The organism is Thiohalomonas denitrificans, from assembly GCF_016841685.1.
GTDB classification, from domain to species: domain Bacteria; phylum Pseudomonadota; class Gammaproteobacteria; order Thiohalomonadales; family Thiohalomonadaceae; genus Thiohalomonas; species Thiohalomonas denitrificans_A.
Genome location: NZ_JAENYR010000019.1, coordinates 14,096 through 39,281 on the forward strand (window position 1 = coordinate 14,096; position 25,186 = coordinate 39,281).

The 25,186-nt window shown below is 58.0% G+C and carries 23 protein-coding genes; 12 read left to right on the forward strand and 11 right to left on the reverse strand.

Annotated elements, in window-relative coordinates:
• The first annotated feature begins 2 nt into the window (after window positions 1–2).
• Complete coding sequence (locus Q7L05_RS06045; RefSeq protein WP_303903435.1) at window positions 3–2,597, forward strand: AAA-like domain-containing protein; 2,595 nt, start codon at window positions 3–5, stop codon at window positions 2,595–2,597.
• A gap of 92 nt (window positions 2,598–2,689) precedes the next feature.
• Here the strand turns inward: Q7L05_RS06045 and Q7L05_RS06050 are convergent, their stop codons facing one another.
• The 3 genes from Q7L05_RS06050 to Q7L05_RS17410 form a co-directional block, all read right to left on the reverse strand.
• Entirely contained in the window at window positions 2,690–5,953 is a 3,264-nt protein-coding gene (locus Q7L05_RS06050) for a DUF3427 domain-containing protein (protein WP_303903439.1), read from the reverse strand.
• Window positions 5,938–6,549 (reverse strand): class I SAM-dependent methyltransferase, encoded by a 612-nt coding sequence (locus tag Q7L05_RS06055; protein WP_303903442.1) that lies wholly within the window; start codon window positions 6,547–6,549, stop codon window positions 5,938–5,940. Before Q7L05_RS06055 ends, Q7L05_RS06050 begins: the two co-directional genes overlap by 16 nt.
• Window positions 6,550–6,729: 180 nt before the next feature.
• Window positions 6,730–6,984, reverse strand: a complete 255-nt coding sequence (locus tag Q7L05_RS17410) for a helix-turn-helix domain-containing protein (RefSeq protein WP_317623098.1) — start codon at window positions 6,982–6,984, stop codon at window positions 6,730–6,732.
• 131 nt (window positions 6,985–7,115) lie between these two features.
• Here Q7L05_RS17410 and Q7L05_RS06060 point away from each other — a divergent pair, with 131 nt between their 5' ends.
• The gene (locus Q7L05_RS06060; RefSeq protein ID WP_303903447.1) at window positions 7,116–7,292 is read left to right on the forward strand and encodes a hypothetical protein; all 177 of its coding nucleotides are present in this window, start codon (window positions 7,116–7,118) and stop codon (window positions 7,290–7,292) included.
• 120 nt (window positions 7,293–7,412) lie between these two features.
• On the opposite strand, the gene Q7L05_RS06065 is transcribed toward Q7L05_RS06060, so the two are convergent.
• Window positions 7,413–7,658: a helix-turn-helix domain-containing protein gene (locus Q7L05_RS06065; protein ID WP_303903448.1), complete on the reverse strand. Its 246-nt coding sequence runs from the start codon at window positions 7,656–7,658 to the stop codon at window positions 7,413–7,415.
• A gap of 88 nt (window positions 7,659–7,746) precedes the next feature.
• Here Q7L05_RS06065 and Q7L05_RS06070 point away from each other — a divergent pair, with 88 nt between their 5' ends.
• The gene (locus tag Q7L05_RS06070; protein WP_303903450.1) at window positions 7,747–7,959 is read left to right on the forward strand and encodes a hypothetical protein; all 213 of its coding nucleotides are present in this window, start codon (window positions 7,747–7,749) and stop codon (window positions 7,957–7,959) included.
• A 105-nt stretch (window positions 7,960–8,064) separates the two neighbouring features.
• Here Q7L05_RS06070 and Q7L05_RS06075 read toward each other — a convergent pair whose 3' ends face one another.
• Window positions 8,065–8,355 (reverse strand): nucleotidyltransferase family protein, encoded by a 291-nt coding sequence (locus Q7L05_RS06075; RefSeq protein WP_303903454.1) that lies wholly within the window; start codon window positions 8,353–8,355, stop codon window positions 8,065–8,067.
• 127 nt (window positions 8,356–8,482) lie between these two features.
• Window positions 8,483–8,680, reverse strand: coding sequence for a hypothetical protein (locus Q7L05_RS06080; RefSeq protein ID WP_303903457.1), 198 nt, complete (start codon window positions 8,678–8,680; stop codon window positions 8,483–8,485).
• Between the two features lie 225 nt (window positions 8,681–8,905).
• Here Q7L05_RS06080 and Q7L05_RS06085 point away from each other — a divergent pair, with 225 nt between their 5' ends.
• Complete coding sequence (locus Q7L05_RS06085; protein WP_303903460.1) at window positions 8,906–9,553, forward strand: RT0821/Lpp0805 family surface protein; 648 nt, start codon at window positions 8,906–8,908, stop codon at window positions 9,551–9,553.
• Between the two features lie 10 nt (window positions 9,554–9,563).
• On the opposite strand, the gene Q7L05_RS06090 is transcribed toward Q7L05_RS06085, so the two are convergent.
• Window positions 9,564–9,932, reverse strand: a complete 369-nt coding sequence (locus tag Q7L05_RS06090) for a VOC family protein (protein WP_303903463.1) — start codon at window positions 9,930–9,932, stop codon at window positions 9,564–9,566.
• A 433-nt stretch (window positions 9,933–10,365) separates the two neighbouring features.
• Between Q7L05_RS06090 and Q7L05_RS06095 the strand changes: the two genes are divergently transcribed.
• Both Q7L05_RS06095 and Q7L05_RS06100 read left to right on the forward strand, forming a co-directional pair.
• Window positions 10,366–11,436, forward strand: coding sequence for a multicopper oxidase domain-containing protein (locus Q7L05_RS06095; RefSeq protein WP_303903467.1), 1,071 nt, complete (start codon window positions 10,366–10,368; stop codon window positions 11,434–11,436).
• 36 nt (window positions 11,437–11,472) lie between these two features.
• On the forward strand, window positions 11,473–12,501 hold the full coding sequence (locus Q7L05_RS06100; RefSeq protein ID WP_303903470.1) for a multicopper oxidase domain-containing protein: 1,029 nt from the start codon (window positions 11,473–11,475) through the stop codon (window positions 12,499–12,501).
• Between the two features lie 682 nt (window positions 12,502–13,183).
• Here Q7L05_RS06100 and Q7L05_RS06105 read toward each other — a convergent pair.
• The gene (locus Q7L05_RS06105; protein ID WP_303903473.1) at window positions 13,184–14,011 is read right to left on the reverse strand and encodes a helix-turn-helix transcriptional regulator; all 828 of its coding nucleotides are present in this window, start codon (window positions 14,009–14,011) and stop codon (window positions 13,184–13,186) included.
• Between the two features lie 337 nt (window positions 14,012–14,348).
• Here Q7L05_RS06105 and Q7L05_RS06110 point away from each other — a divergent pair, with 337 nt between their 5' ends.
• The gene (locus Q7L05_RS06110; RefSeq protein WP_303903476.1) at window positions 14,349–15,011 is read left to right on the forward strand and encodes an FAD-binding oxidoreductase; all 663 of its coding nucleotides are present in this window, start codon (window positions 14,349–14,351) and stop codon (window positions 15,009–15,011) included.
• 82 nt (window positions 15,012–15,093) lie between these two features.
• Here the strand turns inward: Q7L05_RS06110 and Q7L05_RS06115 are convergent, their stop codons facing one another.
• Both Q7L05_RS06115 and Q7L05_RS06120 read right to left on the reverse strand, forming a co-directional pair.
• The gene (locus Q7L05_RS06115; RefSeq protein ID WP_303903479.1) at window positions 15,094–15,888 is read right to left on the reverse strand and encodes an MBL fold metallo-hydrolase; all 795 of its coding nucleotides are present in this window, start codon (window positions 15,886–15,888) and stop codon (window positions 15,094–15,096) included.
• 248 nt (window positions 15,889–16,136) lie between these two features.
• A complete protein-coding gene (locus Q7L05_RS06120) occupies window positions 16,137–16,862 on the reverse strand; it encodes a class I SAM-dependent methyltransferase (RefSeq protein ID WP_303903482.1) in 726 nt (241 codons plus the stop codon).
• Between the two features lie 620 nt (window positions 16,863–17,482).
• On the opposite strand from Q7L05_RS06120, the gene Q7L05_RS06125 reads away from it, so the two are divergent.
• Both Q7L05_RS06125 and Q7L05_RS06130 read left to right on the forward strand, forming a co-directional pair.
• Window positions 17,483–17,950, forward strand: coding sequence for a hypothetical protein (locus Q7L05_RS06125; protein WP_303903485.1), 468 nt, complete (start codon window positions 17,483–17,485; stop codon window positions 17,948–17,950).
• A 651-nt stretch (window positions 17,951–18,601) separates the two neighbouring features.
• A complete protein-coding gene (locus Q7L05_RS06130) occupies window positions 18,602–18,952 on the forward strand; it encodes a hypothetical protein (protein WP_303903489.1) in 351 nt (116 codons plus the stop codon).
• A gap of 43 nt (window positions 18,953–18,995) precedes the next feature.
• On the opposite strand, the gene Q7L05_RS06135 is transcribed toward Q7L05_RS06130, so the two are convergent.
• Window positions 18,996–19,148, reverse strand: coding sequence for a thiamine phosphate synthase (locus Q7L05_RS06135; protein ID WP_303903492.1), 153 nt, complete (start codon window positions 19,146–19,148; stop codon window positions 18,996–18,998).
• Window positions 19,149–19,796: 648 nt separating this feature from the next.
• On the opposite strand from Q7L05_RS06135, the gene Q7L05_RS06140 reads away from it, so the two are divergent.
• From Q7L05_RS06140 to Q7L05_RS06150, 3 genes are all read left to right on the forward strand, one after another.
• The gene (locus Q7L05_RS06140; protein ID WP_303903495.1) at window positions 19,797–21,980 is read left to right on the forward strand and encodes an OmcA/MtrC family decaheme c-type cytochrome; all 2,184 of its coding nucleotides are present in this window, start codon (window positions 19,797–19,799) and stop codon (window positions 21,978–21,980) included.
• A 102-nt stretch (window positions 21,981–22,082) separates the two neighbouring features.
• Window positions 22,083–23,036, forward strand: coding sequence for a DmsE family decaheme c-type cytochrome (locus Q7L05_RS06145; RefSeq protein ID WP_303903498.1), 954 nt, complete (start codon window positions 22,083–22,085; stop codon window positions 23,034–23,036).
• A 3-nt stretch (window positions 23,037–23,039) separates the two neighbouring features.
• Window positions 23,040–25,163, forward strand: coding sequence for an MtrB/PioB family decaheme-associated outer membrane protein (locus Q7L05_RS06150; RefSeq protein WP_303903501.1), 2,124 nt, complete (start codon window positions 23,040–23,042; stop codon window positions 25,161–25,163).
• Window positions 25,164–25,186 lie beyond the last annotated feature (23 nt).

The following is a 25,186-nucleotide window of genomic DNA, read 5'->3' on the forward strand; positions in this document are numbered from 1 at the left end:
ACATGAAGAAACTCACGTCGACGACAATTATTCCAAAAAGCTTATACGTTGCTAGGGATGCGGACCGCCAGCTTGCAACCGTGATTTCAGGGATGGGGCGCCCCGGTTACGTCCTTGTGGCACGGCAAATGGGGAAGACAAACCTCTTAATAAATGCAAAACGTGATCTCGAATCTTCGGAAGACGTTTACGCCTATATCGATTTATCAGGTGGTTATTACGAAAATCCGAGAGACTGTTTTCGTAATATAATAGACATTGTCTTGGAGGTTGGGGGAGAAAACATATCAGTTCCTTCTGAAGCAATTTTAAAAGACAGGGAACGCCCCACTTCCCTTCCGGCCGCCAAAGAACATGAGAGAGAGCTGAGGGGGGTTCTGAAGAACCTTAAGGGTAAGCTCGTAATTATTTTAGACGAAATTGACTCATTAACGAAAACTAATTTCTCTGATCAAGTATTTGCGTTTATTCGTAGCATATACTTTTCGCGCGTTTCGTATTCTGAATATGAAAAGTTAACATATGTTCTGTCTGGCGTAGCCGAACCTGCCAACATAATAAAAGATAAGAGCATTTCGCCTTTTAATATTGGTCAAAAGATATATTTGGATGACTTCAATAGGGCCGAGTTTGATGCATTCCTTTTTAAATCCGGACTCGAACTCGATGGTTTAATAGCGGATCGTATCTTTTGGTGGACTAATGGAAACCCAAGAACGACATGGGATTTATGCTCATCTATTGAAGATGCCTTGCTTGCTGGAAAAGAAGCAACAGAAGAGTCCGTCGACGAAGCTGTCAATCAGCTCTATTTCGGTTCATTTGACAAAGAGCCTATTGATCACATTCGGCAACAAGTAGCAGACAGTAAAGAGATCAGGAATGCGCTGACGCAGATGGCATACGGAAAAGGTGAAGAGCTTTCTGATGCTATGCGATCCCGACTTTATTTGGCGGGAATAATTGGCGGGTCCTACGCTCAAGGGAACCCCGTTTGTATAAAAAATAGAATAATTGAGCGCGCTCTTTCGGAGAAATGGTTATCTGATATCGAGCGGAGCCGAAAAAGCCTTCTCGCACTTGCGGATGATAAGTACGATGAGGGTGATTATCAGGCGGCTGTCGATTTTATGCAAGAATATTTGTCTCAACACGGCCCGGCGGCCGAGTCCATCTCCCCACTGACGTACTTCCGATTGGCTACAGCCCATTTTATGCTTGGCAACTACCACGATGCTCTGAAGGCATACGACAAGGCTGATATCGATAAGAAAAAGCTTGCGCAGTTTTATTACGAGAAGGTTTACAGGCGGGGTATCGCCTGCTTTTTCGTCGGGTTGAGCGAGGACAGCATCGCGGCATTTGAGACATACACTGAGGAATATTCGGACGGAAATTTTTATAGACAAGCCCAGCTTAACCTTTCATCGGCATATTTTAAATGCAACTTCGAAGAGAAGCGGGACAAAATTGAGGCAATAAACCGAGAAATACTTGACAGTGCAGACGCGGAAACGGTCGATGGCCGTGAATTATTGACGTTTGCTTCAGTTAACCTGTCTCGCATGTTTGGTAGAGAAGGTAATGAAAAGGAGGCAGTAAATTACGCTCTGGAAGCTCTCAAGACCGCGAAAAATGAAGAGCGCCCGGCCATTTTCCTTGAGGCCCTTAACAAGTGCACTGAGTCAGATGACCGTGATTATTTTTTGGGTAAAGCAATTGAAGCGATTATTAGCGGAGAGCTAGAAGTTCAGCGCTTTCGCCAAGAAAACACGTTTCAATATAACCATCAAGTTCTTCTCGGAATCCTCGCAGAAGCCTACATCAATAGCGAATCGGATTACGCACGGCTATGGGACTATTCTACAGGCGGGAACACAGGCGGCGCCATTCCTTCCGATAAGCTCGAGTTTGATGTAATTCTTACTTTGTTGGGAAAAACACAATTTGCTAAAGCGGAAGCCCTGTTGAATGATTCGGTGGGAAACAATAGGATTTCGATGGACCAACGTATCGCGGTCTACAAATATTTGTGGCTCCTTACGGGCAAGGAACAGGATACATATCGAAATTCATATATTAGTTTATTCGAGAGCGATGATAGTACTTTCAAACTTGATGAGACGGACGTTGATTTGGTGCTCGACGCGATCTCTGATGCCATCACCAGCAAGTCCTATTCTAGAGCGCTCGAACATATAGCGGATGTTCACAGGCATGGACTCAGTGGGAATCTCGATGAAGGAGCTCGGGCTTTGGTCGAATATATGGAAATGGTCCTTAACTCGCGATTGGGACGTGAAGCCGAGGCGAGAAAAATTGCAGAGCACATTCTAGGAAAATTAAGGTCGCTAACTAAAAGCGGCTCGGAGTACGTTAGTAGGGAGACCTTGGAGATCGTTCAAAAACAGGCTGCTGATATTGGGCGCCATGCAATTATGGTACCCATAAAGCGAACACAAAAAAAGATCGGTCGAAACGAAAAAGTGCGGGTAAAATATCTGGATGGGCGTGTCATAGAAGAAAAGTATAAGCGCGTGCAAGGGGATGTTGAAGAAGGCAAGTGCGAATTATTAAGCCCGATCGGGACGGAATGAAGCACGAAGAGGGGTCGGGTGTTTCCTAGTGAATGCACAAGCTTGTTAGACACCTAATTTTCAGGTGACCCCGCTCAACCCCTTCGAAACTGTCACTGTACCATGCTCCAAATCACATTCATCGGCCCGCTCCCCTGGTGGCCCTGATATCGCACCTGCCCGATATAGCGGAAGGGAGCTGCCTTACCGCCGATCAGCTTTTGTTCACGAACGAACAGGTGGACCTCGATGCCGCGCTGTTCGTGCTCGATGATCTCCCGTCCCCATGCGCTTTCCGGCGTGGTGCGGTTCTGGCTTTGCCAGTGGAAGGTGTGTTCGTCAATGAAATAGTCGTGGTAGCGGTGCTCAGCGCTCTTGCCTTGTTTGTTGAGGGTCACCAGTAGGATGTGTCGACGTGGGTGGTTCAGGACGACGTGGCCGGCGTGCCAGTTGCCCGGGTTGAAGCTCTCGCCGAAGAGTTCCGGGATCTCTTCGCGCATGAAGGTTTGGCCAGTGGCCAGTTCCAACGGGTCGAGCACGGCTCTTAACCGTGCCAGGGTGCGCATGGTTTCGTCCGCTGTGTAGTCCGGATAGTCGGGGTTGGTCGCCTTGAGGATGTGGTGGCCATCGGGCGTCTTGGTGACCTTGCGCAGCAGATACTGATCGTCGCCGGTGGTGTCCTGGCGTTCGATAACGACGATGCTGCCGGTGATGGCGCCGGCGTTGCCGGTGTCCATGCGTTCGAGTAGCAGGTAGTCACCGTCGTGGATAGGGTGTTTGCCGCCGTTCATGGAGTCGCCGATGGCGCGGGCGATGAAGTGGCGTGCGGGATCGAGGCGGCCGTGGCCCGGGCCGAGGGTACGGTACTCTTCGGTGTCGGCGCGCCCGACGCGAAAGTAGCCGCAGGCGATTCGGACGTTGGGGAAGTAGGGCAGCTCTGTCCCCTCGGTTGGCTGGGGGAACGGCACCACATCGGCGGAAGGGGGCGCGGACGTTTCATCAGTGGCCGGGCGGTGAGCCTGGTAGTCCGCCAGGCGATAGTCCACCAGTTCTTGGAGCATCGATTCGAACGGTTCGATCTCGCTTGGTTCAACGGGGAAACGAGGGCGAAAGCGCCCATCGACAGTCTCGAACCATTTTTTGCCTTCGTGCGCAAGATGGTGGATTGGGTTGCGACTCCAGTAACGGTGCCAGGCGCCACTATCGATCTGCTCAATATCCTGAAGCTCGGGAATAATGTCACCGATCAGGCTGCGCCGACGACGGAAAACGTCAAGTGCCTGGCTAGAGAGCCCCTCGAGTTTTGGCGGATCGAGAAACCCACCGTTCTCAAGCAAGGACTCCAGCAGCACCATTTTGAAGCTCTTGTTCATCCGCTCGACTTCCATGTCGCGGAAGAAGTCGGCATGCCGTGCAAAACACACCTCCTCTTCAGCGCTCAAGTCCCCCTGGTCCTGCACTAATGCCCACCAGTGGCCATACTGCTTGCGCAGTTGCGGCATGCTGACGCCGGCCCGATAGAGCTCCGCCAATGTCGGGCGGCGCCCCAGGGTATCTTTGAGAGCCTGGTAGTCCTGCTGAATCCCCTTGCTGTCCAGCCGCTTGAGGAAGTTGATGATTGCCAGGTCATAGTTGACGTAGCAGCCTTCGGGCAGCTGGAGCTTACCTTGCTCCGCTTTGCGGGCGAAGGCGGCGAGACTACGATAGGTACCGCTGACGTTGAACAGCGCTTGGGGCTTGTTGAGGAAGCCCCGGTGGTTGCCGATGAAGTCGAGCACCACCAAACGCTCCTTCCCTTCATGCCGGCGTAGCCCGCGCCCGAGCTGCTGGAGGAAGAGGATCTTGGATTCGGTGGGGCGGAGCATCATCACGGTGTCGATGGCCGGCAGGTCGACGCCCTCGTTGAACAGGTCCACCGAAAAGATCACTTCGAGCTGACCTTCGCGCAGGGCATCCAGGGCCTCGCCCCGTCCCAGCTTGGAGCCGGCGTAGGCCGCGGCAGCCTTGATGCCCTCTTTCCGGAAGTGGTCGGCCATAAAATCCGCGTGCCGCTGCGATACGCAAAAGGCGAGGGTTCGCCGCTGCCGTTTCTCCTGCCACTCCCGCCAGGCGTGGCGCGCCCGGGCGAGCGTCGCCAGTTTGTTGCTCAGGGCGTCCGGATCGAAGCGGCCGTTGCGCCATGGGATTGCGTCGTACTCCACCGATTCGTCGTGGATGCCGTAATAGGTGAAGGGGCAGAGCAGTTTTTCGTTCACCCCCTGAAACAGGTCGCAGGTATAGACCAGGTTGTCGTCGCAGAGGGAGAGGATGTCGGACTGGTCGGTGCGTTCCGGAGTGGCGGTGAGCCCCAGGAGGAACCGAGGTTGAAAGTGGTTCAGTAGGCGGCGATAGGTGTTGGCCGCCGCGTGGTGAAATTCGTCTACCACGATGTAGTCGAACTGGCCTGGAGCAAACCTTTCGAGGTGATGGGCCTGGCCCAAGGTTTGGACCGAGGCGAATAGTAGATCGACCTGATCATCCTTACGGGTTCCGGTGTAGCGACCCACACGCGCCCGGGGCCGGATACGCTGGAAGGTATTCTCCGCCTGAAGCAGGATCTCTTCGCGGTGGGCGACAAACAGCACACGACCTGCGTTCATCTGCTGGCTGTCGAATGCAGCGAGATAGGTCTTGCCCAGCCCCGTCGCCATCACCACCAAGCCACGGGCGTAGCGCTGTCGGCGTGTCTCCGCCAGTGCGGCGAGCGCCTCCTGCTGTACCGAGGTCGGTTCGGGCGGCGGCAGTTCGGGATCATCGCTGCCCGGTGCGACCGGCAGTGGGTGTGATTGGCGGCGCTGCTCGTAGGCCTCGATCCAGGCGTGGTCCAGAGGGCGCGCGTTCGGGTTGTTGAACAGGCGCACGAATGCGTTGCGGATCTCGTCGAAACGTTCCGGCTCCGGATGATCGGCATTGGGCAGGCCGATCCGGTAGTTCCATTCCAAGCCATCCTGCAGAGCGGTCGCGCTGATGTTGCTGGAGCCCACGAAGGCGGTGCCGTAGACGGTCTCCTCGCCATCGGTTCGCACGCAGATGTAGGCTTTCAAATGGAAGCTGCCCGATCCTGCCTCATGCACCCGAACCTCGGCACCCTCGTCGCCAAGCAGCATGAGCATACGCAGTGCTTGGGGATCGGTCACGTCGAGGTAATCACTGGTCAGCACCCGCAGTCGCGCTTTGCGGACGGTGACCGCCTCGCTCAATGCATCGTAGAGCAGCTCGAGACCGCTGGCCTTGATGAAGGCGACAGCGAAGTCGATCTCATTGGCCTGGCGAATGGCCTCGAGCAGGCGCGGTAGAAAGGGGTCGTTGGGTCCGCCGGTGGTCAGATAGGGAGGCATGGTGCCTCCGGCTTTCGGAGCAGTGCGTTGAGCCAACGCTCGTCCCGGCGGTCGGGACGCTGGTCGCCGGTTTGCCACATTTCAATTAGTGTCAGGCCACCGGTCTCGGGCAGGAGTTGGCGCAGACCGGCTTCGTCCAGATCGGTGAAGCGGCGTCCACCCGCCTCACGCTCTCCCGTGCCGTATTTGAACGAGCAGTATAGAACCCCGCCCGGCTTGAGCGCATTGGCCAGGCGCTGGAACACGTTCGGCAGCTCACGCCGGGGAACGTGCAGCAGGCTGGCACAGGCCCAGATGCCATCGAACTTATCGTGCCAGGAGAGCTCCTCGAAGCGCAGCACCTGCACCGACTGACCCAGGTGCTCTGTCGCCAGCGCGGCGAGCGTCGGCGCAGAATCGAAGGCAGTGACACGGTAGCCGAGCTCCAGAACGGCACGGGCATCGCGCCCGGAGCCACAGCCGGCATCCAGAATGTGTCCGTTCGCAGGAAGGTGCTTCAGAAACGGACCATGAAGAGGCGCCATCTCGACAGCGACCGTGTCACGGAAGAAGCTGGTGGCGTGCTGCTCGTAGTAGTCGCTGTCGTCCTGGGGCATGCTCGAAGGCCGTTGAGGCAGGCGGGTATTGTTACCAGGTTAGGCAGCGCCGCGGCAAGAGCGGTCGGGAAACTCCGCTGCATGTGGGGAGCCACGGGCGTACTGCCGCTATTCTTGGCTCAATGCCTGGAGTCCCTGCGACCGTCTTGTTCTTCGTGGAGTTGGTGCCTTTAACGTTGGTCACCGACTCTTTTCTCGACAGACTGATGGTTTCCTTGCCTCTACAGCAGCAACAAGCTTGGCAGGAGATGTGTCGAGGGCTTCGGCAAGCGCGAAAAGACTCCTCAGTGATGGTTGCCTCAATCCCCGCTCAAGGAAGGAAATGAAGGTTCGGTCCACGCCCGCTTCGAGGGCAAGCCTCTCCTGGGACAACTTGCACTCAATGCGCCTCGCCCGCAAGACCTGACCGAAAGCCGTTTCCAGTGTTTCTCCCATGGACGCAAGCTTCCCTTCTTGCGAGACTGATGGTCTACGGACTATAGTATGCAGTCCCTCGATCGCAACTGTTTGCTGGCCCAATGGGCGACCGGATGGTGGACGATGAAATGCGGGGTAAGGAGTATCGAATGAAAAGGAAGAACAGTGCCAAGATCGCACGCCTGAAGGCCAAGATCGTGGACTTGGAAGTGCTAGTTGAAAAGTGGGCGCACGCGAACGATCCGGAATCGAAGTGGATGCTCTATCTGCTGCGGGAAGCACTTGAAATGGGGCGGCTCAAATTGCGAGCCATGGAACGTAATTAAGTGGGGAAGGCTGCGACCTTCGATAGCTACATCGGCATATCCTCGCTTCGATATCATACCCTATTAATTCGACATTTCTGACGAAGGCGGGATTGAGCAGCAGGATGGTGGTTGTCTCGGTTACTGTCCCTTTATCCTTTGCAGCTCACTTGTCGGTGGGAATAAATCCCCGACTTCCACATCAAGCACTGCGGCGATTTTGATGAGGTTCAGCGCCGCAACATTCCTCTCACCCCGCTCAACTCCCCCGTAATAGGCGCGATCGAGCCCGACTTCGGCCGCGAAGCCTTCTTGCGATAGGCCCTTCGATTCCCTTACTGCCCGAATCCTGGCTCCGAGGGCCACCAGATGAGGGTGCTTGCTCATGAGCCCACGCTAAGGGTAGTATGCTTTTCCGGCCACGGCCTATGAGTATCAATTGCTTTTTCTGAATGCATTAGTCAAGGAGCTTGGAGTGAAGAGGGAAAGGGGAACCGAGATCGCGCGTCTGAAGGCAAGGATTGCCGACTTGGAAGGATTGATCCAAAAATGGGCGTACGCCAACGATCCGGAATCGAAGTGGATGCTGTACCTTTTGCGGGAAGCGCTGGAAATGGGGCGGCTGAAGTTAAGACGTGTCGAGCGGGAGAACGGAGATGAAACGCGGAAACTGGGACGGAGGGGTTGAATTTAGAGCAGCGGTTGAATCAGGAGACCGGCGCTGTAGGCGAGCACCTTCTCGGAGAAGGCGATCATATCGTTGATGTAAAAAGCCCATTCGCGCTTCGGTGTTTCAGACATTAACCCGTTCCTGTTCGATATACGGGCGTAATTCCGGACGTAGCGCCTTTTCAGTGACCAGGTCTACGGGGCAACCGAGCAGGTCTTCCAAATAAAACTGCACCCCGAAATAGCGGCCGGACGTGGCGGGCCTGTCGAAGTCCACCAGGATGTCCACATCACTTTCTCTGCCCGCTGTATCGCGCGCCGTTGAGCCAAAAAGGGCCAGCCGGATAACGCCGAAACGGGCCTGCAACTCCGGCTTGCCGAGAGCGAGCAGTTGAAGGGCGCGCTGTCGTTTCATGCCGGTTTCCGGAAAAGACGTTACCTGAGATTAGAAGAAAAAGCTTACCACGGAAACCCTTCCAGGGTTTAGCCGCTGACAACCCGCGTTGGAGCATCGGGAGCGTGGAGCAAGGAGCCGAGCCGCCTCAGCCTTTCCAATACCGGAGCTCTGGCGATAGCACGCCATCGATCTCTTTGATTCGCTTTTGGTATTGCGCAATCCAACTATCCGCAGGCGGATTGACATACTCCTGATAGTCGAACCCGTGTTTAGCGATGTGTTCCCTGAGGGACTCTTGTAGTTTGATACGCTCTTTCACCAATTCTGCACGATTTTCGCTCACTGTTTTTTCCTCCGAAACATGAAGTCACAAGGAATCGCCGCTCCCGGTAACGGACCTGTGGTTCTAAATGGGAGCGAGGAATGGCAAATTAAGTCTGACTGCGTCAGTTCAGCCAATTATAGTGTGCTGCCGATCAGGCGAGCGGCCGTTGTGTGAATCTGTGCCGGTGACGCTCGTTGCTTCTTGCTAGGATGGACCGATTTTTGGTTAGAAGAGCAGACAATAATGAAAACGAGCGTTCTCTTCATGCTGGTGCTGTGCGGCGTTCTTTTTCTGCCCGGCTACGCAGTAGCGGACCCCTGGAAAGATGAATCGGGCCATGGTTACAAGGACGAGCCGCCGCCCTGGGCGCCGGCCCACGGCTACCGTCGCAAGCATGAAGGTCCGCGTGACTATCGATACCGGGAGGAGAAACCGGTGGCGGAGATACGGGTCTCGAACGCAGGTATCGCGATCCGGGGCAGCACCTGCGACCGTGAAGCCGCCGGAGCGGTCTTTGGTGGCATTCTTGGTGGCATCATCGGCAACCAGGTCGGCCGCAACGAAGGCAACCAGGAACTGGGGACGGTTGCGGGCGCGATTATCGGGTTCGCTGTTGGCAAAAGCCTCGGCCGCGGCATGGATAGCAAAGATGCCAGCTGTACCGCGCACGCCCTGGACAGCGCACGCGATGGCCAGACAGTGAGCTGGCACAATCCGGACTCCGGGGTCGATTTCCGCCTGACGCCGATCGAAACCTTCCAATCCGATGGTCTCCTGTGTCGGCGCTACCACACGGAGGTGATCGGGAGTGATGATCAGGCAGAGGGCCGCTCGAAGGCGTGTCGCACGCAGGATGGCACCTGGCGATTCGGGCAGAAGACGTCCACCTGAACGACTCTGATTAGCTAACTTTTCCGTAGTCGTACCAGACGGCCTCGATATTGTGGCCGTCTGGGTCGTAGACAAACGCGGCATAGTAGCCCGGCCAGTAGTCACGGTAGCCGGGAGCACCGTTATCGGTTGCGCCGGCATTCAGCGCCGCCTTGTAGAAAGCCTCAACCTCTTTTCGGCTGTTTGCCTCGAAAGCGAGGTGAGTCGGCACAACGGTATCCTCGCGCTCAATCCAGAAGTCTGTATTCTTCCCGTCGTTGAAACCCGCCGCCTCACCGAATTCCATGTTATTCCTATAGCCGAGCGGTGCGAGAGCCTGCACGTAGAAAGCTTTCGACTTCGTGTAGTCGCTCACGTGTAACGTGGTATGTGCGATCATGGCCGGATCTCCCCATGCCTGGAGCTTAGGCAGCTTAGGTTCTGTCCCCTAGTGTAGATGACCCCGCTTTTTCGATCGTCCCGGCTTCCCGGGCGTCACCCGACGCCCGGGCGGGCGTTCGATGTTCTGCATTGGCGCGAATAATCGCAGGCGAGAATGGGATCCACCATGGGATTTGCAGGTTAGCGGAGCCCCCGCATAGACGGACGGGGCAGCCGAGCAGAGGGGACGGAGGGAATAAATTCTGAGCGGTTTCGCACCAATCACTTTTTGGGAATATATGGATTTTCTTCTGTATATAGACGGATATTCTGGCACTAACTAGCTTTATAGTAGTAACTACTCACCCCCTCCGTCATTCCCGCGTAGGCGGGGATCCAGAGAACAGAAGCATGGCTCCAAATGGATGCGGGGATGATGGATTTCCCGGGCCGTGCGCGATCACCCGGGCGAGCAGTTACTGATATTACGTCCAAACACGAAGGTGTTCGTGATGAAAAGGAGAGCCTTTCTTCAGAGAACGGTGCGCGGCTCCGGTGTGCTTTTTGCTGGTGGTTTGGGGCTGCTCTCGTGGGCTCCGCGGAGTGTGGCCGCGACGATACAGGTTGCCCTCGGCGTGCACGCCGGTTATGCGCCGATGGTCGATGGTACGTCCGCCTACATGGTGACTTTCAGCGGTGGTTCCAGTGTCGAATTCCCGGGGCCGACCATCGTCTGCCGCGAAGATGACCTGGTCAGCATCAGCATCCAGAACCCCTTGTCCATCAACGCGGTATTTCACGTTGGGCGCACCGCGATTCGCCACACAGTCGGCGCTGGCTCGAGTGTAAACTTCGACTTCGAGGCACCCCCGGCCGGTACTTACCTCTACTACGACGACCAGAACAGTGGCGTTAATCGGTCGATGGGTCTGCATGGCACGCTGGTGGTGATGCCCGCCGGCAGCGACAACCGTTCGTTTTCGGACGGGCCAACATTTGTACGTCAGTACAAATGGTTACTCGCAAGCGTCGACCCGGCTTGGGGCGAACATCTCGCGAACAGTGGAGTCGCTGCCATCGGTGGAATCGATCCGGACAGTTTTTCGCCGCGTTACTTCACGATCAATGGTCGCAGTTTCGACCAGACCGATGAACCCAATACGCATATCAAAGGCTTGGTAGGGGACGCCACGCTTATCCGCCTGCTCAATGCCGGAGGCATGGTCAATTCCCCCCATTTCCACGGCAACCACGTCGAAATCGTCAGCCTGAACGGAAGCAATTCCAGTGGCGCACGCAAAAAGAAAGATATCGTTTCGATGTTTCCGCTCGACTGTCGCGATGTCCTCCTGCCGATGGCAACCCCGCCCGACGCCTGGCCGCCGGCTTCCGGTGCGCAGCATTTTCCAATGCACTGCCATGCCGAGATGTCACAGACCGCAGGCGGCGGCTTCTATCCTCACGGCATGCATGCGTCGATAACCATTGGCGAGGCGCCGACCAGCGAGCCGCAGTTGGACTGAGTCGGGCGCTCACGAAATCTGTAATGGAGAGGAGCTATGAGTCACGGTATGGATGGTGGTAATTGTCCGGCGGGCATTACCGGAACCTGTGGACTTCATCTCGATTCGCCGGCAACGCCGGGCCGGGTGACGCCGGACATCGAGTTCTTCCGTAACACCTTCATGGATGGCAACCAGGTCATCAATGGTGTGAACGTTCCCATCTGGGGATTCAACGAAGGCGGTGGTATGGGTGGTGGCGGTATGGGTGGTGGCATGGGTGGTGGCATGGGGGGCGCTTTGCCTTCGTCACCCATCCGAGTGAAGGAGGGGCAGATCGTACATACCCACCTCACCACGATGATGGCACCGCATACCATCCACCACCACGGCATCGAACCGGACACCTTCAATGATGGTGTCGGGCATTACTCCTTCGATGTCGACGGCAGTTATACCTATCAGTGGCGCGCATCCCAAGCCGGGACCTACTTTTATCATTGCCACCTCAACACCGTCCTGCATGCGGAGATGGGGATGTACGGGGCGCTGATTATCGACCCACCGGGCGGGCCGGGCACGGCGTTCACCGGTGGCCCGTCTTACGACGTGGAGGCGATTTGGGCGGTGGACGACATCGACATGGCCTGGCACTGTCTGCCGTGGGATGCGGCCCTTTGTGGTGGTGATGCTCGCCTGAACGACTTCAACCCCGATCTGTTCTGCATCAACGGGCTGGGCGAGGATCTGACCGAAACCGATTCATCGGTGGCGATCACGGCCGCGGCTGGTGAATCGATTCTGCTGCGTTACATCATGGCAGGCTATGTGCCACAGCGGGTGAACTTCCCCGCCGGGCTGGGCGACGTCTACATCATCGCCGAGGACGGCAGACCCTTGCCGCAAGCGCAGCTAGTGCCGGCCGGTGGTTCGGTACTGATGACACCTGCGGAACGCTACGAGTTTCTCATCCAGCCGGGCAGCCCGGGAACCTATCCTGTCGACATCCGGTTCTACGACTACCGGGCGGTCTCCGGAGCATTGCGCCAAATAGGCGGTATCCGAAGCACTGTCACCGTGAACTGAGTGCAGACATGGAAACGGGTAAAGGGGGAGGTGTTGCTTTGTGTACCGGCGTCCGGGACTCGACGGACTACCGGGATAAGAAGTGTAAGGCCATGTAATTAAATGCACGGGGGGAGTCGATCCCTGGCGGCAACGCGAACAGACTCAGGATCTTTCCTCTTGCACTAACCCACAAATCCCGATGGTAATCCCGCTTTGGTCGGTCACAACCCGGATAAATCGTTTGTCGCGGCGCTCCCGGAGCAACTTTAGCCGGGCCAGTCGGCGCATTTGGACGTGCCCCTTGCGAGGTTGGCGCACGCTGAAACTCTACAGTTTTGTCAACCAATGGTGGCGGGTCAAGAATGCGCCCTACGCAAGGGCTCTCCTCGTAGGGTGCATTCTGCAAATGCACCGTTTTCGGCGGAGAGCGGAGTCGGCGCATTTGGATGTGCCCCTTGCGAGGTTGGCGCACGCTGAAACTCTACAGTTTTGTCAACCAATGGTGGCGGGTCAAGAATGCGCCCTACGCAAGGGCTCTCCTCGTAGGGTGCATTCTGCAAATGCACCGTTTTCGGCGGAGAGCGGAGTCGGCGCATTTGGATGTGGCCCATGCAATGGTGGTGAAATCTGAAAAAGTACCGGTTTTGCCAAACGATGGTGGCGGTCAAGAATGCGCCCTACGCGAGCTGGGGAATGCGTTCTATTCCACGACGCTCAACCGGTGGTAGCGCTCGGCCGGGATTTCGATGGCGACCACATGTTCCAGATTTACGAACCGCGAGCGATAGTGACCCTCTTGTGCCAGCTCCACGAACGCGCTGCGTGGTACATGGGCGTGTCCGAACTCGAGGGCGAACAGGTCCGGAACGACCTCTTCATTGAGGTAGCTCCACTCGTCTTTTCCGTTGTCGTAGGTCACCCGCAAGTCGGTGGCCAGTTGTAGGGCGCGTTCTTCGCCGAGTTCCGCAATCAGCCTTTCGCAGGCTTTTCGGACTTGGCCGGTGATCGCTTCGTGGCCCCAGCCATCCAGTGCCCGATAGACTTCGGGGTGTTCAAACCCGGGCATCGCTTCGACATCATCCCCTATCAACTCGATGTTTCTGACGAAAGCGGGATTAAGCAGCAGGATTTTGTTGTTCAGCGTCCAGGCGTAGAGCCAGCCATCCGGGGTGCCTTCCGCGTGCAGGGGCTTGCGCGGTTCGAGTTGTTCCAGGAGCGATTCCCGTGCCCGTTCGTCGATGGGGAATTGGCGGTGGCCAACGGTGGTTTCTATGGTAAGGGTTCCGTAAGGGGTACCGGTATCGGTGACGGCGAACGGCGTCTCCGGCCACTCCTCGGGCTCGATCTCCCAGCCGAGCAGTTCTTCCACCGTGCAATGCAGCACCATGCACAGGTCCTTCGCCTGGCGAACGCTCAACAGGGCGTCGCCGCTCTCCCAGCGGGCGATGTTTACCGGCTCTGTGCCGAGGCGCGCCGCCAACTCTTCCCGGGTCATCCCCTGCTGGGTGCGAAGATCCCTGAGTCGCATCAGTGTGGCTCCTTTTCAATCGGTGGCCCCAATATGTGGGCTCCGTTGTGTCGGTGTCAATCCATCCGTAAGAGGCGCGGATGCGGCAAGGTAAGTTCGGTCGTACACTGTTATGCCCCGAGCTAGCTGAGTCTGTCCTGGCTAGATAGCTGTTCCGAACTTGTGTCCAGCACGCTCCTTTTGGCGACACATCGAAATACAAGTAGGAGCGGCGGAAGCCGCGATTCGGCATATCGCGACTCCCGTCGCTCCTACACGCATGGACACCAATTTGGAACGCGTATTTTGCGTACTCTGTCCTAGACTGATGGTGTGCAGTAACGGTTTGGGAGGGTAGATGCAAAACGCGACCATCCTGATGTCCGAGTTCGTCACCCACGACGTGAAGCGCTTTATTGTCAGCAAGCCGGAGGGCTTCGAGTGGTCCCCCGGTCAGGGGGTCGAGCTTGCCCTGGATGCGCCGGACTGGCGGGAGGAGACCCGGCCGTTTACCCCGACTTCGCTGCCGGAAGACCGGGTGCTGGAGTTTACTATCAAGGGTTACCCGGAACATCGGGGCGTCACCGAAAAGCTCCATGCCCTGGGAGCCGGGGATCGCCTGTTGATATCCAAGCCCTTCGGGACGATCACCTACCAAGGCCCGGGTACTTTTATTGCTGGCGGGGCAGGGATTACGCCATTTATGGCGATTCTGCGGACCCTGGCCCGGGATGGGCAGCTGGTGGGGAATTCACTGCTCTTTTCCAACAAGACGCCGGACGATGTGATCACCGCCAAGGAGTTTCGCTACTACCTGGGCGAGCGCTGTACTTACCTCTGCTCTCGGGAGGCGGGTTCCGGCTGTCAGTCGGGACGGATCGACAAGGCGTTTCTCGAACGGCATATCACTGATGTGGATCAACGGTTCTATTTGTGCGGTCCGCCCAGGTTCGTCAGCGGCATCAAAGAAGCCCTCGGCTCTCTGGGGGCCAATCCCGACGCGGTGGTGTTCGAACGCTGAGCCTCCCGGTAACCATCCCCATAATCTCAGCTTCCTCCCGTCGACCTCCGGGATAGGGGTGTACGGGTGGAATTTCTTTTCGCTACCGTGCGAGCCTCTGCTCCATTGCCGCCTGATCCGGTCCAACGAAGGTGGGCGCATCGATGGCCCGGTTGAGGAGCTCACCCAACCGGTCGTTCATCCCCGGCGCGGGCGGCAAGTGACTGCTTAATACTGTTTTTGGCTTGTGCTCCAGAAAGCTTGTGACCGCCTGCCTGTGGAGACGGTCGTCCACTACGCGAAGCCAGGGAGCATCTACGGTGGCCCAGGTTGTGAGTCCTTCGTCCAGTTCGTCGGCCGGGACCTGTCGGCTGTCCTCGTAGGGTGAACTGAGCAGGGCGCCGAAACAGTCGGCGCTGAATAATGCCCTGGAAACCGGATCGAACAGGGCGGTCGTCTCCGGGGCGTCGTAGGTGGGCGGTCTGACTGCCTGGATGGTGCGGTCACCGACGTTCAGGGACTGTCCCGGATTCAGCAGGTAAACCCGTTCGACGACCGGCAACCCGAGCATGGTCATTTTGGCCATGCCGACATAGTTTGTGACTACCCGTGCCTCGGGCGCTGCTTCCAGTACCGCCGCCAGATTGCCCACATGGTCGGCGTCGGTGTGAGTCACCCAGATCCAGCGCAGCGTTTTCGGATCGAGGGCGGAGCTCAGTGCGGAGAGAAAGCCTTCCCGCAGCATGGCGAGACCGGTATCGACCAGCATCGGCTGAGCGGCTCGTAGCAAAAATGCATTGACGGGAAGCACGCCGAACCCGGGAACCGGAAGGTACGACGGGAGTATCTCGACCCCGTCTGCCACGGTTTCGCGTTTGCCGAAGGTGGGCTCGTCCATGGTCATCCTCCCGCTGGGTATCAATCATCATTCAAGCGCGTCAGTGGGATTGCGCAAGAGGTTGCGTACGAAACCGTTCATTTGGGGTGCCAGAGGTAGAGGCGCACGTCATGGCACCAGGAGCTTGTCCGAGAATAGCAATGGGCTCCAAAAGGTAGGCTGGCGCTGAGGAACGAAGCCCAACCAAATCAGCATTGGGGTTCGCATAACTCACCAACCTACAAAAAACGATGTTCTTGGACAGGCTGCTAGACGGGCCGGCGCAGCAAATCAACCCGAATAGGCATCGCGAAGTGTGCGCCCTGCGGTCCCATGAAGCCCTCGAATTTGTCACGCACGGTCTGGAGGAGTTCCGGGCTCAGTTGATGGTCGGTGTGGGTGACGCCGATGATCCCGCGTTCGAAGTCGGCGAAGTCCTTGAAGTGGTTCAAGGTATTGAAAAACCGCTGCTCCTCCAGCTCCAGTGCGCCCTGTTCGACGGCTCTGCGCACGGCGTTGAAAGCAGCCTCGCGGACGGCCCTTTCGTCGTGGAACAGGCGCAGCACCTCGTTGAAGTCGCCTGCATAAACCGGTTCGGAGATGTAGGCGAGTCCGCCGGGACGCAGTACCCGCCGGATCTCCTGTATTGCATCATCCATTGCCTCCATTGGCACATGATGCAGAGACTTGAACATCATCACGATGTCGGTGCTGCCATCTTTTGCCGGGATCGCCTGCGCCCCGGCGTGGCTGAAGGTCACGGTCGGCAAATCGGTGATGGCCAGATTCTTTTCGTGCTGCACCGTATCCACTTCGCAGGCGAGCGTGGAGGCTGGCCGCCCACTCTCGGCAATAGCCCGGGTGTGTGCCGCGGCACCGCACCCTAATTCAATGATGTGCGCCCCATCGAGCGGCAGCAGATCGTGGTACACCTCGGTTTCGTCGACTACTTCGTGTGCGGCGGGTTGCTGAATCCGCATCTCGGCTTCTGTCATTTTTCAATCCTTCCGGTGTTCGCCTGCAAGATGGAAGAGGCGGTCTTGAAAATCCCCACGAACCGTCCAGGTACATGGCTGTTTTTATGGAATAAAGGGTGTTTAGATCATCCCGGATGGGCAACCTGATTCGGTCTAGGATCGTAGCCATCACGAGCGGACTGATTACCGGGCCATTGATACGAGTATTGGTCATTGCTGTCAAACGCTGCAGCGAGCCGATTGCCCGCGCTGAAGATGGAGTGTCGAAGTAGCCCCGGCCGCAGTGATGGATTGCAACGCCATTGATGGTCGGGTTGGTGCAGTTCGCGCCTGACCGGCATCCTATGGCGGGAGAAGCCGCCGTGTATATATTCTGGTCCGAAGATGGCTCAGTCGGTCTGGTCACCTTTGCCCAGGGATGCATTACTGGATATCCATCGGGTTTCGGGAAAAGTGAACGGAAGAGGGGAAGTCTGTTAGGCACACTGCCAAATGTCACCTGTTTTCGTGCGCGTCCGCACAAATTTGCGTTTAAATAGATGCTTCGCCGATGGTTCGGTACTACTTTGAGCAGAGTGTGGCCCACCAGTCCGGGCTGCCGAATGTTGTTCAGGCCGGACGAGAAAATTGGGGACCCAATGGATATGGAAATGCTTTCGTCGAAATTGACCAAGCTGAAAGAACGCAAGAAGGAACTGAGGCTCGAGCATGCCAAAGACCTCCAGGGGGTCGACGCTCAGATCCGTGAGCTTCACGAGAAGCGAGCGCGGACGATACTAAAACACAAGCTATCTGCTGATGCACTGGACCGGGAAATTGCTGAGCTTCTCGGGCAGGCGAAGCGGGCGCATGACGCGAATAGGAAGAGGTCATCCAATTCGGCGGAGCAACGCCCGAAGACGGCTTCCCCTCAATTGACGGATCTCAGCGTGGTGATCGTAGATATCCTCAAAGAGCGGAAAGACATCAGTGAAAGCCTCCTGCGGGAGAAGCTCCGTGGAAAGGGCCTGGATGTCGGCCAATTGGGCAAGCAGTTGGATAGAATGGTGGCTGATGGCGACGTTCGGCGTCGAGCCCGTGACTATTCGCTCGCAAAAAAACGCTGAGAAGAAAAGACTTGTTAGAGTTCCTGCAGTCAAGCCGGTGCCTTGTTCACCCAACCCTTCCTTTTAAAATTCGTAACTGCTCACCCCCTCCGTCATTCCCGCGTAGGCGGGAATCCAGAGAACAAAAGCATGGCCCAAAATGGATCCCCGCCTACGCGGGGATGACGGTTCTTGGCCAGGATGTATTCTGAGATCGACTGCTGGATCCCCGCCTACGCGGGGATGACGTAATGCGCGTAGCCAGCGGAGAAGAGCCGCCCGCTGGATCCCCCGCCTACGCGGGGATGACGGATTTCCGGGGCCGTGGGCGATTCCGGGGCCGTGGGCGATCACCCGGGCGAGCAGTTACAATTCTTCGCAATTACTCACCCCGTCCGTCATTCCCGCGTAGGCGGGAATCCAGAGAACAAAAGCATGGCCCAAAATGGATCCCCGCCTACGCGGGGATGACGGTTCTTGGCCAGGATGTATTCTGAGATCGACTGCTGGATCCCCGCCTACGCGGGGATGACGGATTGCCGGGGCTGTGGGCGATCACCCAGGCGAGCGGTTACAATTCTTCTCGACTTTCCCTTGGCTCTCTCGCCAAACCAGCCTGCGATCTGCAAATCGCTGATAGGAATGCCGGACGGAACGTAGATGATTGCTCGCATGATAATCGGTGTTGTCCTGCTCTTCGGGATACTGCTGCTGAGCTTGCCAAAAAGAGACGAGGAGTCGCTCGCGAAGATCGCTTCGGCCTCCATGTTGATGTGCACTATGGAGCTTCGTGAACGGGTGGCTCGGCAGGTGATCAGGGAAGAGGCTATTGATGCGGAGTTCAGGAGCAAGTGCCCGGACCTTATCGCCGCGCTGGAGGTAAATGAGCTGGGCAATATGGTGATTACCGGCAGGAAGCACCAGCTGAAGATGACATTAAGCCCAATCGTGGAGGGTGGCAAGATACGCTGGAGTTGCCGCGGTGAACCCGCTGCCACAGTGACAAAATTGTGCAAGCCCTGATCAAATCAGGACTGCTGTTCCTCTCCTTTGGTCGTTATACCTCTCAGTAACCCTTATGCCCCGCCACGCCTTTCGTCCCGGCCTGAATGGCCTCTCGCTCGTCGTCCGCGCTGACTCCAGCCAGCGCATAGAGCGGCATCGCGAGTTGCTCGGCAATCCGCTTTAACCCGCCCCAGCCCAGCGGTTCGATATCCAAGTGCGCCTTGGTGTATCCAGCCCCGGATCACCGGTAAGCAACACCTTGCAGCCGTGCTGGTGTGCCAAATCGATAACCTCCCTGGCCAGTTCCGCATAGGCTTCCGGCTCCATCTCAACTGCATGAGGCGGGTCCCCGCTTGCAGACTGCGATCCAAAGATGCGAGGAATTCCGCCCGGTTTCCGGGGGTGGGGGTCATCAGATAGTGGGTCGGCAGTCCCACAGGGACCGAAGCGATTGGGAGTTGGACCGATGGTATTGGAGCCGTCGATGCTGGTGCTTTTTCAGCGGAAAAGGATTTTGACCCATTTTGAACCTTTTTCGCTCCTTTCTCAGACAGTATCTCGGCCCCTCCGACCGGATGATCAGAAGGCACATTCTGTAGCCAAAATTTGATAAAACGCAAAAGCTGCGGCTTTTCAAGCAATTACATGCGATGAGTGCTTGCTTTTGGCCTTTCGCAATGATAATTGGTTAGGTGTTGGGTGTGATTTGATGCATACATAAATAAAACTTGGTCTAACAATCAATTTCCGAGAACAAGGTGTCTTCAAGAACACCGGGGTCCGCTGGATCCCGTCACCCGCCGCGAAAATCCTGTTCCAAGGGTCGCCGCGTCGGAAACTCGGGAGCGAGGAGGGGTTAAACATGTTTGTTCGTCGAGTACTTCAGCACGTTCATGCGCTGCTAGCCGTGGCGCTCATTCTTTCTCTAGCTGCCTGCGGAAGTGATGGCAGCGATGGCGCCGATGGTCAGCCGGGACCGGGCACCGTAACAACGGCGAAGGCGCTGGACGTTCAGGTCTCCAGCGTTGAAATCGAGAGTCCACCAGTCGTCGAGTTCTACATCGAAGACGAGTACGGCATGCCGTTCACCGGCCTGACCGCCGGAGATGTGCGCTTCACCATTGCCCAGTTGAAACCGGGCGCCAATGGCGAGCCGAGTGCCTGGCAAAACTATATCAACAAGACCGAAGAGGCGGGCAGCGTCGGATCCGGCACCGAAGACAAGGTGCAGGCCAACTATGAGAGCGCCACCAATGGCACCTTCGTCAATAATGGCGATGGCTCCTACACCTACACCTTTGCCACCGATATCACCAACGTGACCTCGCCCGTGGCGGTCCCCTACGAACCCTCCCGGACCCATCGCCTGGCGATGCAGCTCGAGAAGGGGGTGCCGGTCACCAATGTGATCTACACCTGGCAGCCCTCCACGGGGACCACCAGCGGCATCACCAGCCGCGAGATCGTGAAGACCGACTCCTGCAATGAGTGCCACGGCAAACTCGCTTTCCACGGCGGCGGTCGCATCGACACCCGCTACTGCGTGACCTGCCACAATCCGGGCAGCGCCGACGCCAACAGCGGCAACACCATCGACGCCAAGGTCCTGTTCCACAAGCTGCACATGGGGGCCAATCTGCCCAGCGTCGTGGCAGGTGGCACCTACAGCATCTTTGGTCATCGCGACAGCGAGCACGACTATTCCGATTTGCACTTTCCGCAGGACGTGCGCAACTGCACGAAGTGCCATGACGGCGCCGACAGCGATACCCCGGACGCGGACAACTGGAAGAATCGTCCCAGCGCCGAGGCCTGCGGCTCCTGCCATGACGACGTCGAGTTCGATACCGGGCTCAACCATACGGGCGGTGTCGCCGACAACAGCATGTGCAGTGGCTGCCACGCCAGTAGCGGCTCGGCCGGTCCGGTGGCCGATTCGCACGTTATCCCGACGCATGTGGCGAGAGAGCGGTTCGCCTATAACATTACCGGGGCGAGCTACGATGCGGGCACCGGGACGGTCAGTGCCAACTTCACCATTACCGATCCGGCCAACGGCGATGCGCCCTACGACCTCACCGAGGCGGACTGGGCGACCAGCACCCTGCGACTCAATATCGCCTGGGACAGTCGTGACTACACCAATACCGATAGCGCCAACGGCGTCTCCAAGGCGGTGCAGATTGCCTTCCTGAGCAGTGGTGCCCTGGACCCGGCCTATCACTCCTACGATGCCGGCACCGGGGTGCACACGGTAACGTCCGATCCCCTGCCGCTCGCGGCACAGGCCGCGGGCAGCGGTTCGGTGGCCATCGAGGGCTATCCGAAGTCCGATGTGGACGGTGTGATCGTTAACACCCCGATCACGAGCGCCGTGGAGTATTTCGCCATCAGCGATGGTTCCGCCCGGGCGCGGCGTCAGGTGGTCGACAATGCCAAGTGCCTGCAGTGCCATGAGACTCTGTCGCTGCACGGCAACAACCGCGTGAACGACACCGCCATCTGCGTTACCTGCCACAACCCCAACAACACCGACATCTCCGTGCGACCGGCCGGTGCGGTCAGCGGTATCGATGGCAAGCTGGAAGAGTCCATCGACTTCAAGCGGCTGGTCCATGCCATCCATGCCACCGGCTTCCGCGAGAATCCCGTTGTCTTCTACGGGCATCGGGGTAGCGTGCATGACTACAGCGGGCTTCGCTTCCCGGGGATTCTGGGCAACTGTCAGACCTGCCATGACGGTGACAGCTATGCGCTGCCACTCGCCGGCGAGGTATTGCCGAGCGTTATCGACACCACGGATGCGGGGACGGCCTCGGATTCGGATTTTGTCGACACCGATCCGGCTAACGACCTGATGATCACGCCGACCGCGGCGGTCTGCTCCTCCTGCCATGACAAGGCCGTTGCCCAGGCACACATGGAATACAACGGCGCACAGTTCAATGTCGACCGTGTAACGGCAGCGGGAAGAATCGAGGTGTGTGAAACCTGCCATGGCCCGGGTCGTACGGCGGATGTTGCCGTCATGCACGGCATCGAATAGAGGCCAGCGCGGGCGCCTTCGGGCGCCTGCGCCGGGGATCGAAACCACAGCTAAGCCGGCAGGGAGGCCGGCCCCTTTAAAGTGGACCCTGTGAGGTGCCTTATGCGACAACGACGGGCTTATGCCATTGCGGCCCTTCTGTTCCTGATTTCTATCGGCTTCACCGTATCGGCGCAGGAAAGCGAAGAGACTTCGCCGACCTACACCGACCGCGGCGCTGACCGCTGCCTGAAGTGCCATGACGAATTTTCCGAGTTTCCCGTCATGGATATCTTCAAGACCAAACATGCCGAGAGCTCGGACCCACGCACGCCTTTCGCGAAACTGCAGTGCGAGACGTGCCACGGACCGGGATCCGAACACGCCGACATGGCCATCGATGATGACGAGGAAGAGCGGCCGCCGATCCGCGACTTCGGCCATCGCGGGGCGGAAACACCGGTGGCCGAGCAGAATGCGGTCTGTCTGAGTTGTCACGATGACCGTCACCGAAACGACTGGCGTGGCAGTGCCCACCAGACCGGACAGGTGGCCTGTGCCGACTGTCATCGGATCCATACCACCCATGACCCGGTGCTCACGCCCTCGGAAGAGCCGCAGGTCTGTTTCCAATGCCATACGCGGGAGCGTTCGGAGAGTTACCGTGCCTCGTCGCATCCGTTGCGCTATGGCCTGATGAGTTGCGGATCCTGTCATGAACCCCATGGTTCCTTGACCGAATCGATGCTGCGGCGCTCGACACTCAATCAGACCTGCTACGAGTGTCATGCGGAGAAGCGCGGGCCCTTCCTCTGGGAGCACGCTCCCGTTAGCGAAGACTGCACCCACTGCCATCAACCCCATGGCTCGAACCATCCGGCGCTACTGACGCAGCGTGCGCCTCTGCTGTGCCAGCGCTGCCATTCACAGGCGGGTCATCCCAGCATCGCCTTCACCGGCGACCTGTTGTCCGGCGCATCGCCCACTGCGGGGCTGCTGCTCGGACAGAGCTGCATGAATTGCCATTCCCAGGTGCACGGCTCCAACCACCCCTCCGGGGTCAACCTGAAGAGGTGATGTATGACCAGACTGAATCGACGTTTTTTGGCAGGACAGCCGGTGGTCGGCTTGATCCTGATCGGAGTTTCAACCAGCGGTGCGGCCGCTGAACTGTGGACCCAGGCTGGAGAGGTGGACAAGTCGGAGTGGGAGTGCAAGTACTGTCTGTTCGAGAGTGGACTCAGCGGTGATGTGCAGTTGGGGGTCGGCTCCGTGGACGAAGATCAGTTCGGCTTCGGCAATTACACCGGCTATGACGACGACGGCGCCTACCTCGTTCTCGGAGCGGACTTGCGTTACCGGGGAGAGGAGGCCGCCTACTGGCGACTGAACAGCTCGCGTCTGGCACTGGATAGCCGGAGTGTCCGGCTCGAAGGTGGTCGTCAGGGTAGTTACCGGGTCGGCGTCGACTACCTGGAGATACCCCGGCTCTACTCCGACAGGGCAGAGACCCCGTTCACCGGAGTCGGCGGCAACGACTTGCAGCTTCCGGATAACTGGGTCAAGGCGGGCACTACCGACGGCATGACCGAGCTGGACAACAGCCTGCGTCCGGTCGCGTTGCGGACCGACCGTCGCCGGGTCGGTGTCGGCGTGGAGATTACCCCGACCTCACGCTGGAGCTATTCAGCCGACTTCCGGCGCGAGAGGAAGGAGGGGCTCAACGTGATCGGCGGTTCGGTGCTGTTCCGCAGCGCCCTGCTGCCGGAACCGGTGGACTACACCACCGAACAGCTTGATCTGGGGGTAGGTTATCAAGGGGATCACTGGAATGTTCAGGTCGGCTATTACGGCTCATTTTTCCGGGACGATAACCGGTCACTGCGCTGGGACAACCCCTTCGGCGACCCGACCGGCGCCAACGAAGGGCAATTGGCGCTGCCGCCGGACAATGAGTTCCATCAGGTGACCCTGTCCGGCCGATACGATGTCAGTGAAGCGACCCGGGCCAGTGCCAGGGTGTCGCTGGGGCGTATGACCCAGAATGATGAATTCCTGCCGTATACGGTCAACCCCTCCCTCACCACGGGCGGGTTGCCCCGGGATTCGCTCGAGGGTGAAATCCGCACCGCCAATCTCGATGCGAGGCTGGTGTCTGCCTGGAATGAACGTCTTACTCTGCAGGCGGATTTTCGCCACGACGAGCGTGACGATGAGACGCCCACCGACAGCTTCGATTATGTCAGTACCGATGCCATTCTGCCGGGTGCCCGCGAAAACCGGCAGTACGACCGCCGGGACAGCCGGTTAGCGATGCAGGGACGCTATCAACTGACGCCGAAAACGCGGGTGTCGACAGGCGCGGACTACGATCGAAAGAGACGGCCCGATGAGGAGGTCGAAGAGACACAGGAGACCACCGTCTGGGCCGAAGCCGCCTCCCGGCTCCACCCCACCAGCCAGCTGGTCGTCGGCCTCGCTTATGCGGATCGGGATGCGTCGGAATACCGGGTAGTGGATGCCGCGATCCCGGAGCAAAACCCGCTGATGGTGAAGTTCAACATGGCATCGCGGGAGCAGGAACGGGCGGAGGCGCGCCTGACCGTTTCACCGCGAGAACACATCGACTTCGGAGTCGAATTCGCCTATCGGGACAACGACTATACGGACGGGGCCATCGGGCTGCGCTCGAGCCGTGACACCAGCGTCAGCTTCGATGCCACGGTGCTGGTCAGTAGAAGCCTGAGTTTCCATGGCTTCGCCAGCCGGGAAGTCCACGACAACGAGCAGACCGGCAGTCAGAACTTTTCGGTTCCCGACTGGTTCGCAACCACCGAGGACGACATCAACAGTGCCGGCGTCGGGGTGTCGTGGGAGGTCTTCCACGACAGCTTCACCCAGAAAGGGCTGAACCTGAGCCTCGATTACGTTCGCTCCGACGCTACCGGAAAGATCGGCATTAGGAACGAGACCGATTTTCCGGACCTGGAAAGCTCGGTGACCAGTATCCAGGCGCAGGCTCGCTATCGGGTCAGCGAAACGGTCTCGACCGAGCTTGCCTACTACTACGAGCGGTTCGAGAGCGATGACTGGATGGTGGACGGGGTCGAGCCCGATACGCTGCCGACCGTGCTCACTCTCGGCAGTGAGGGCCTGGACTACGACAATCACGTGATTGCCGCCTACGTCCGCTACCGGTTTTAGCGAGCAGCCTTACCGGCCGCCAC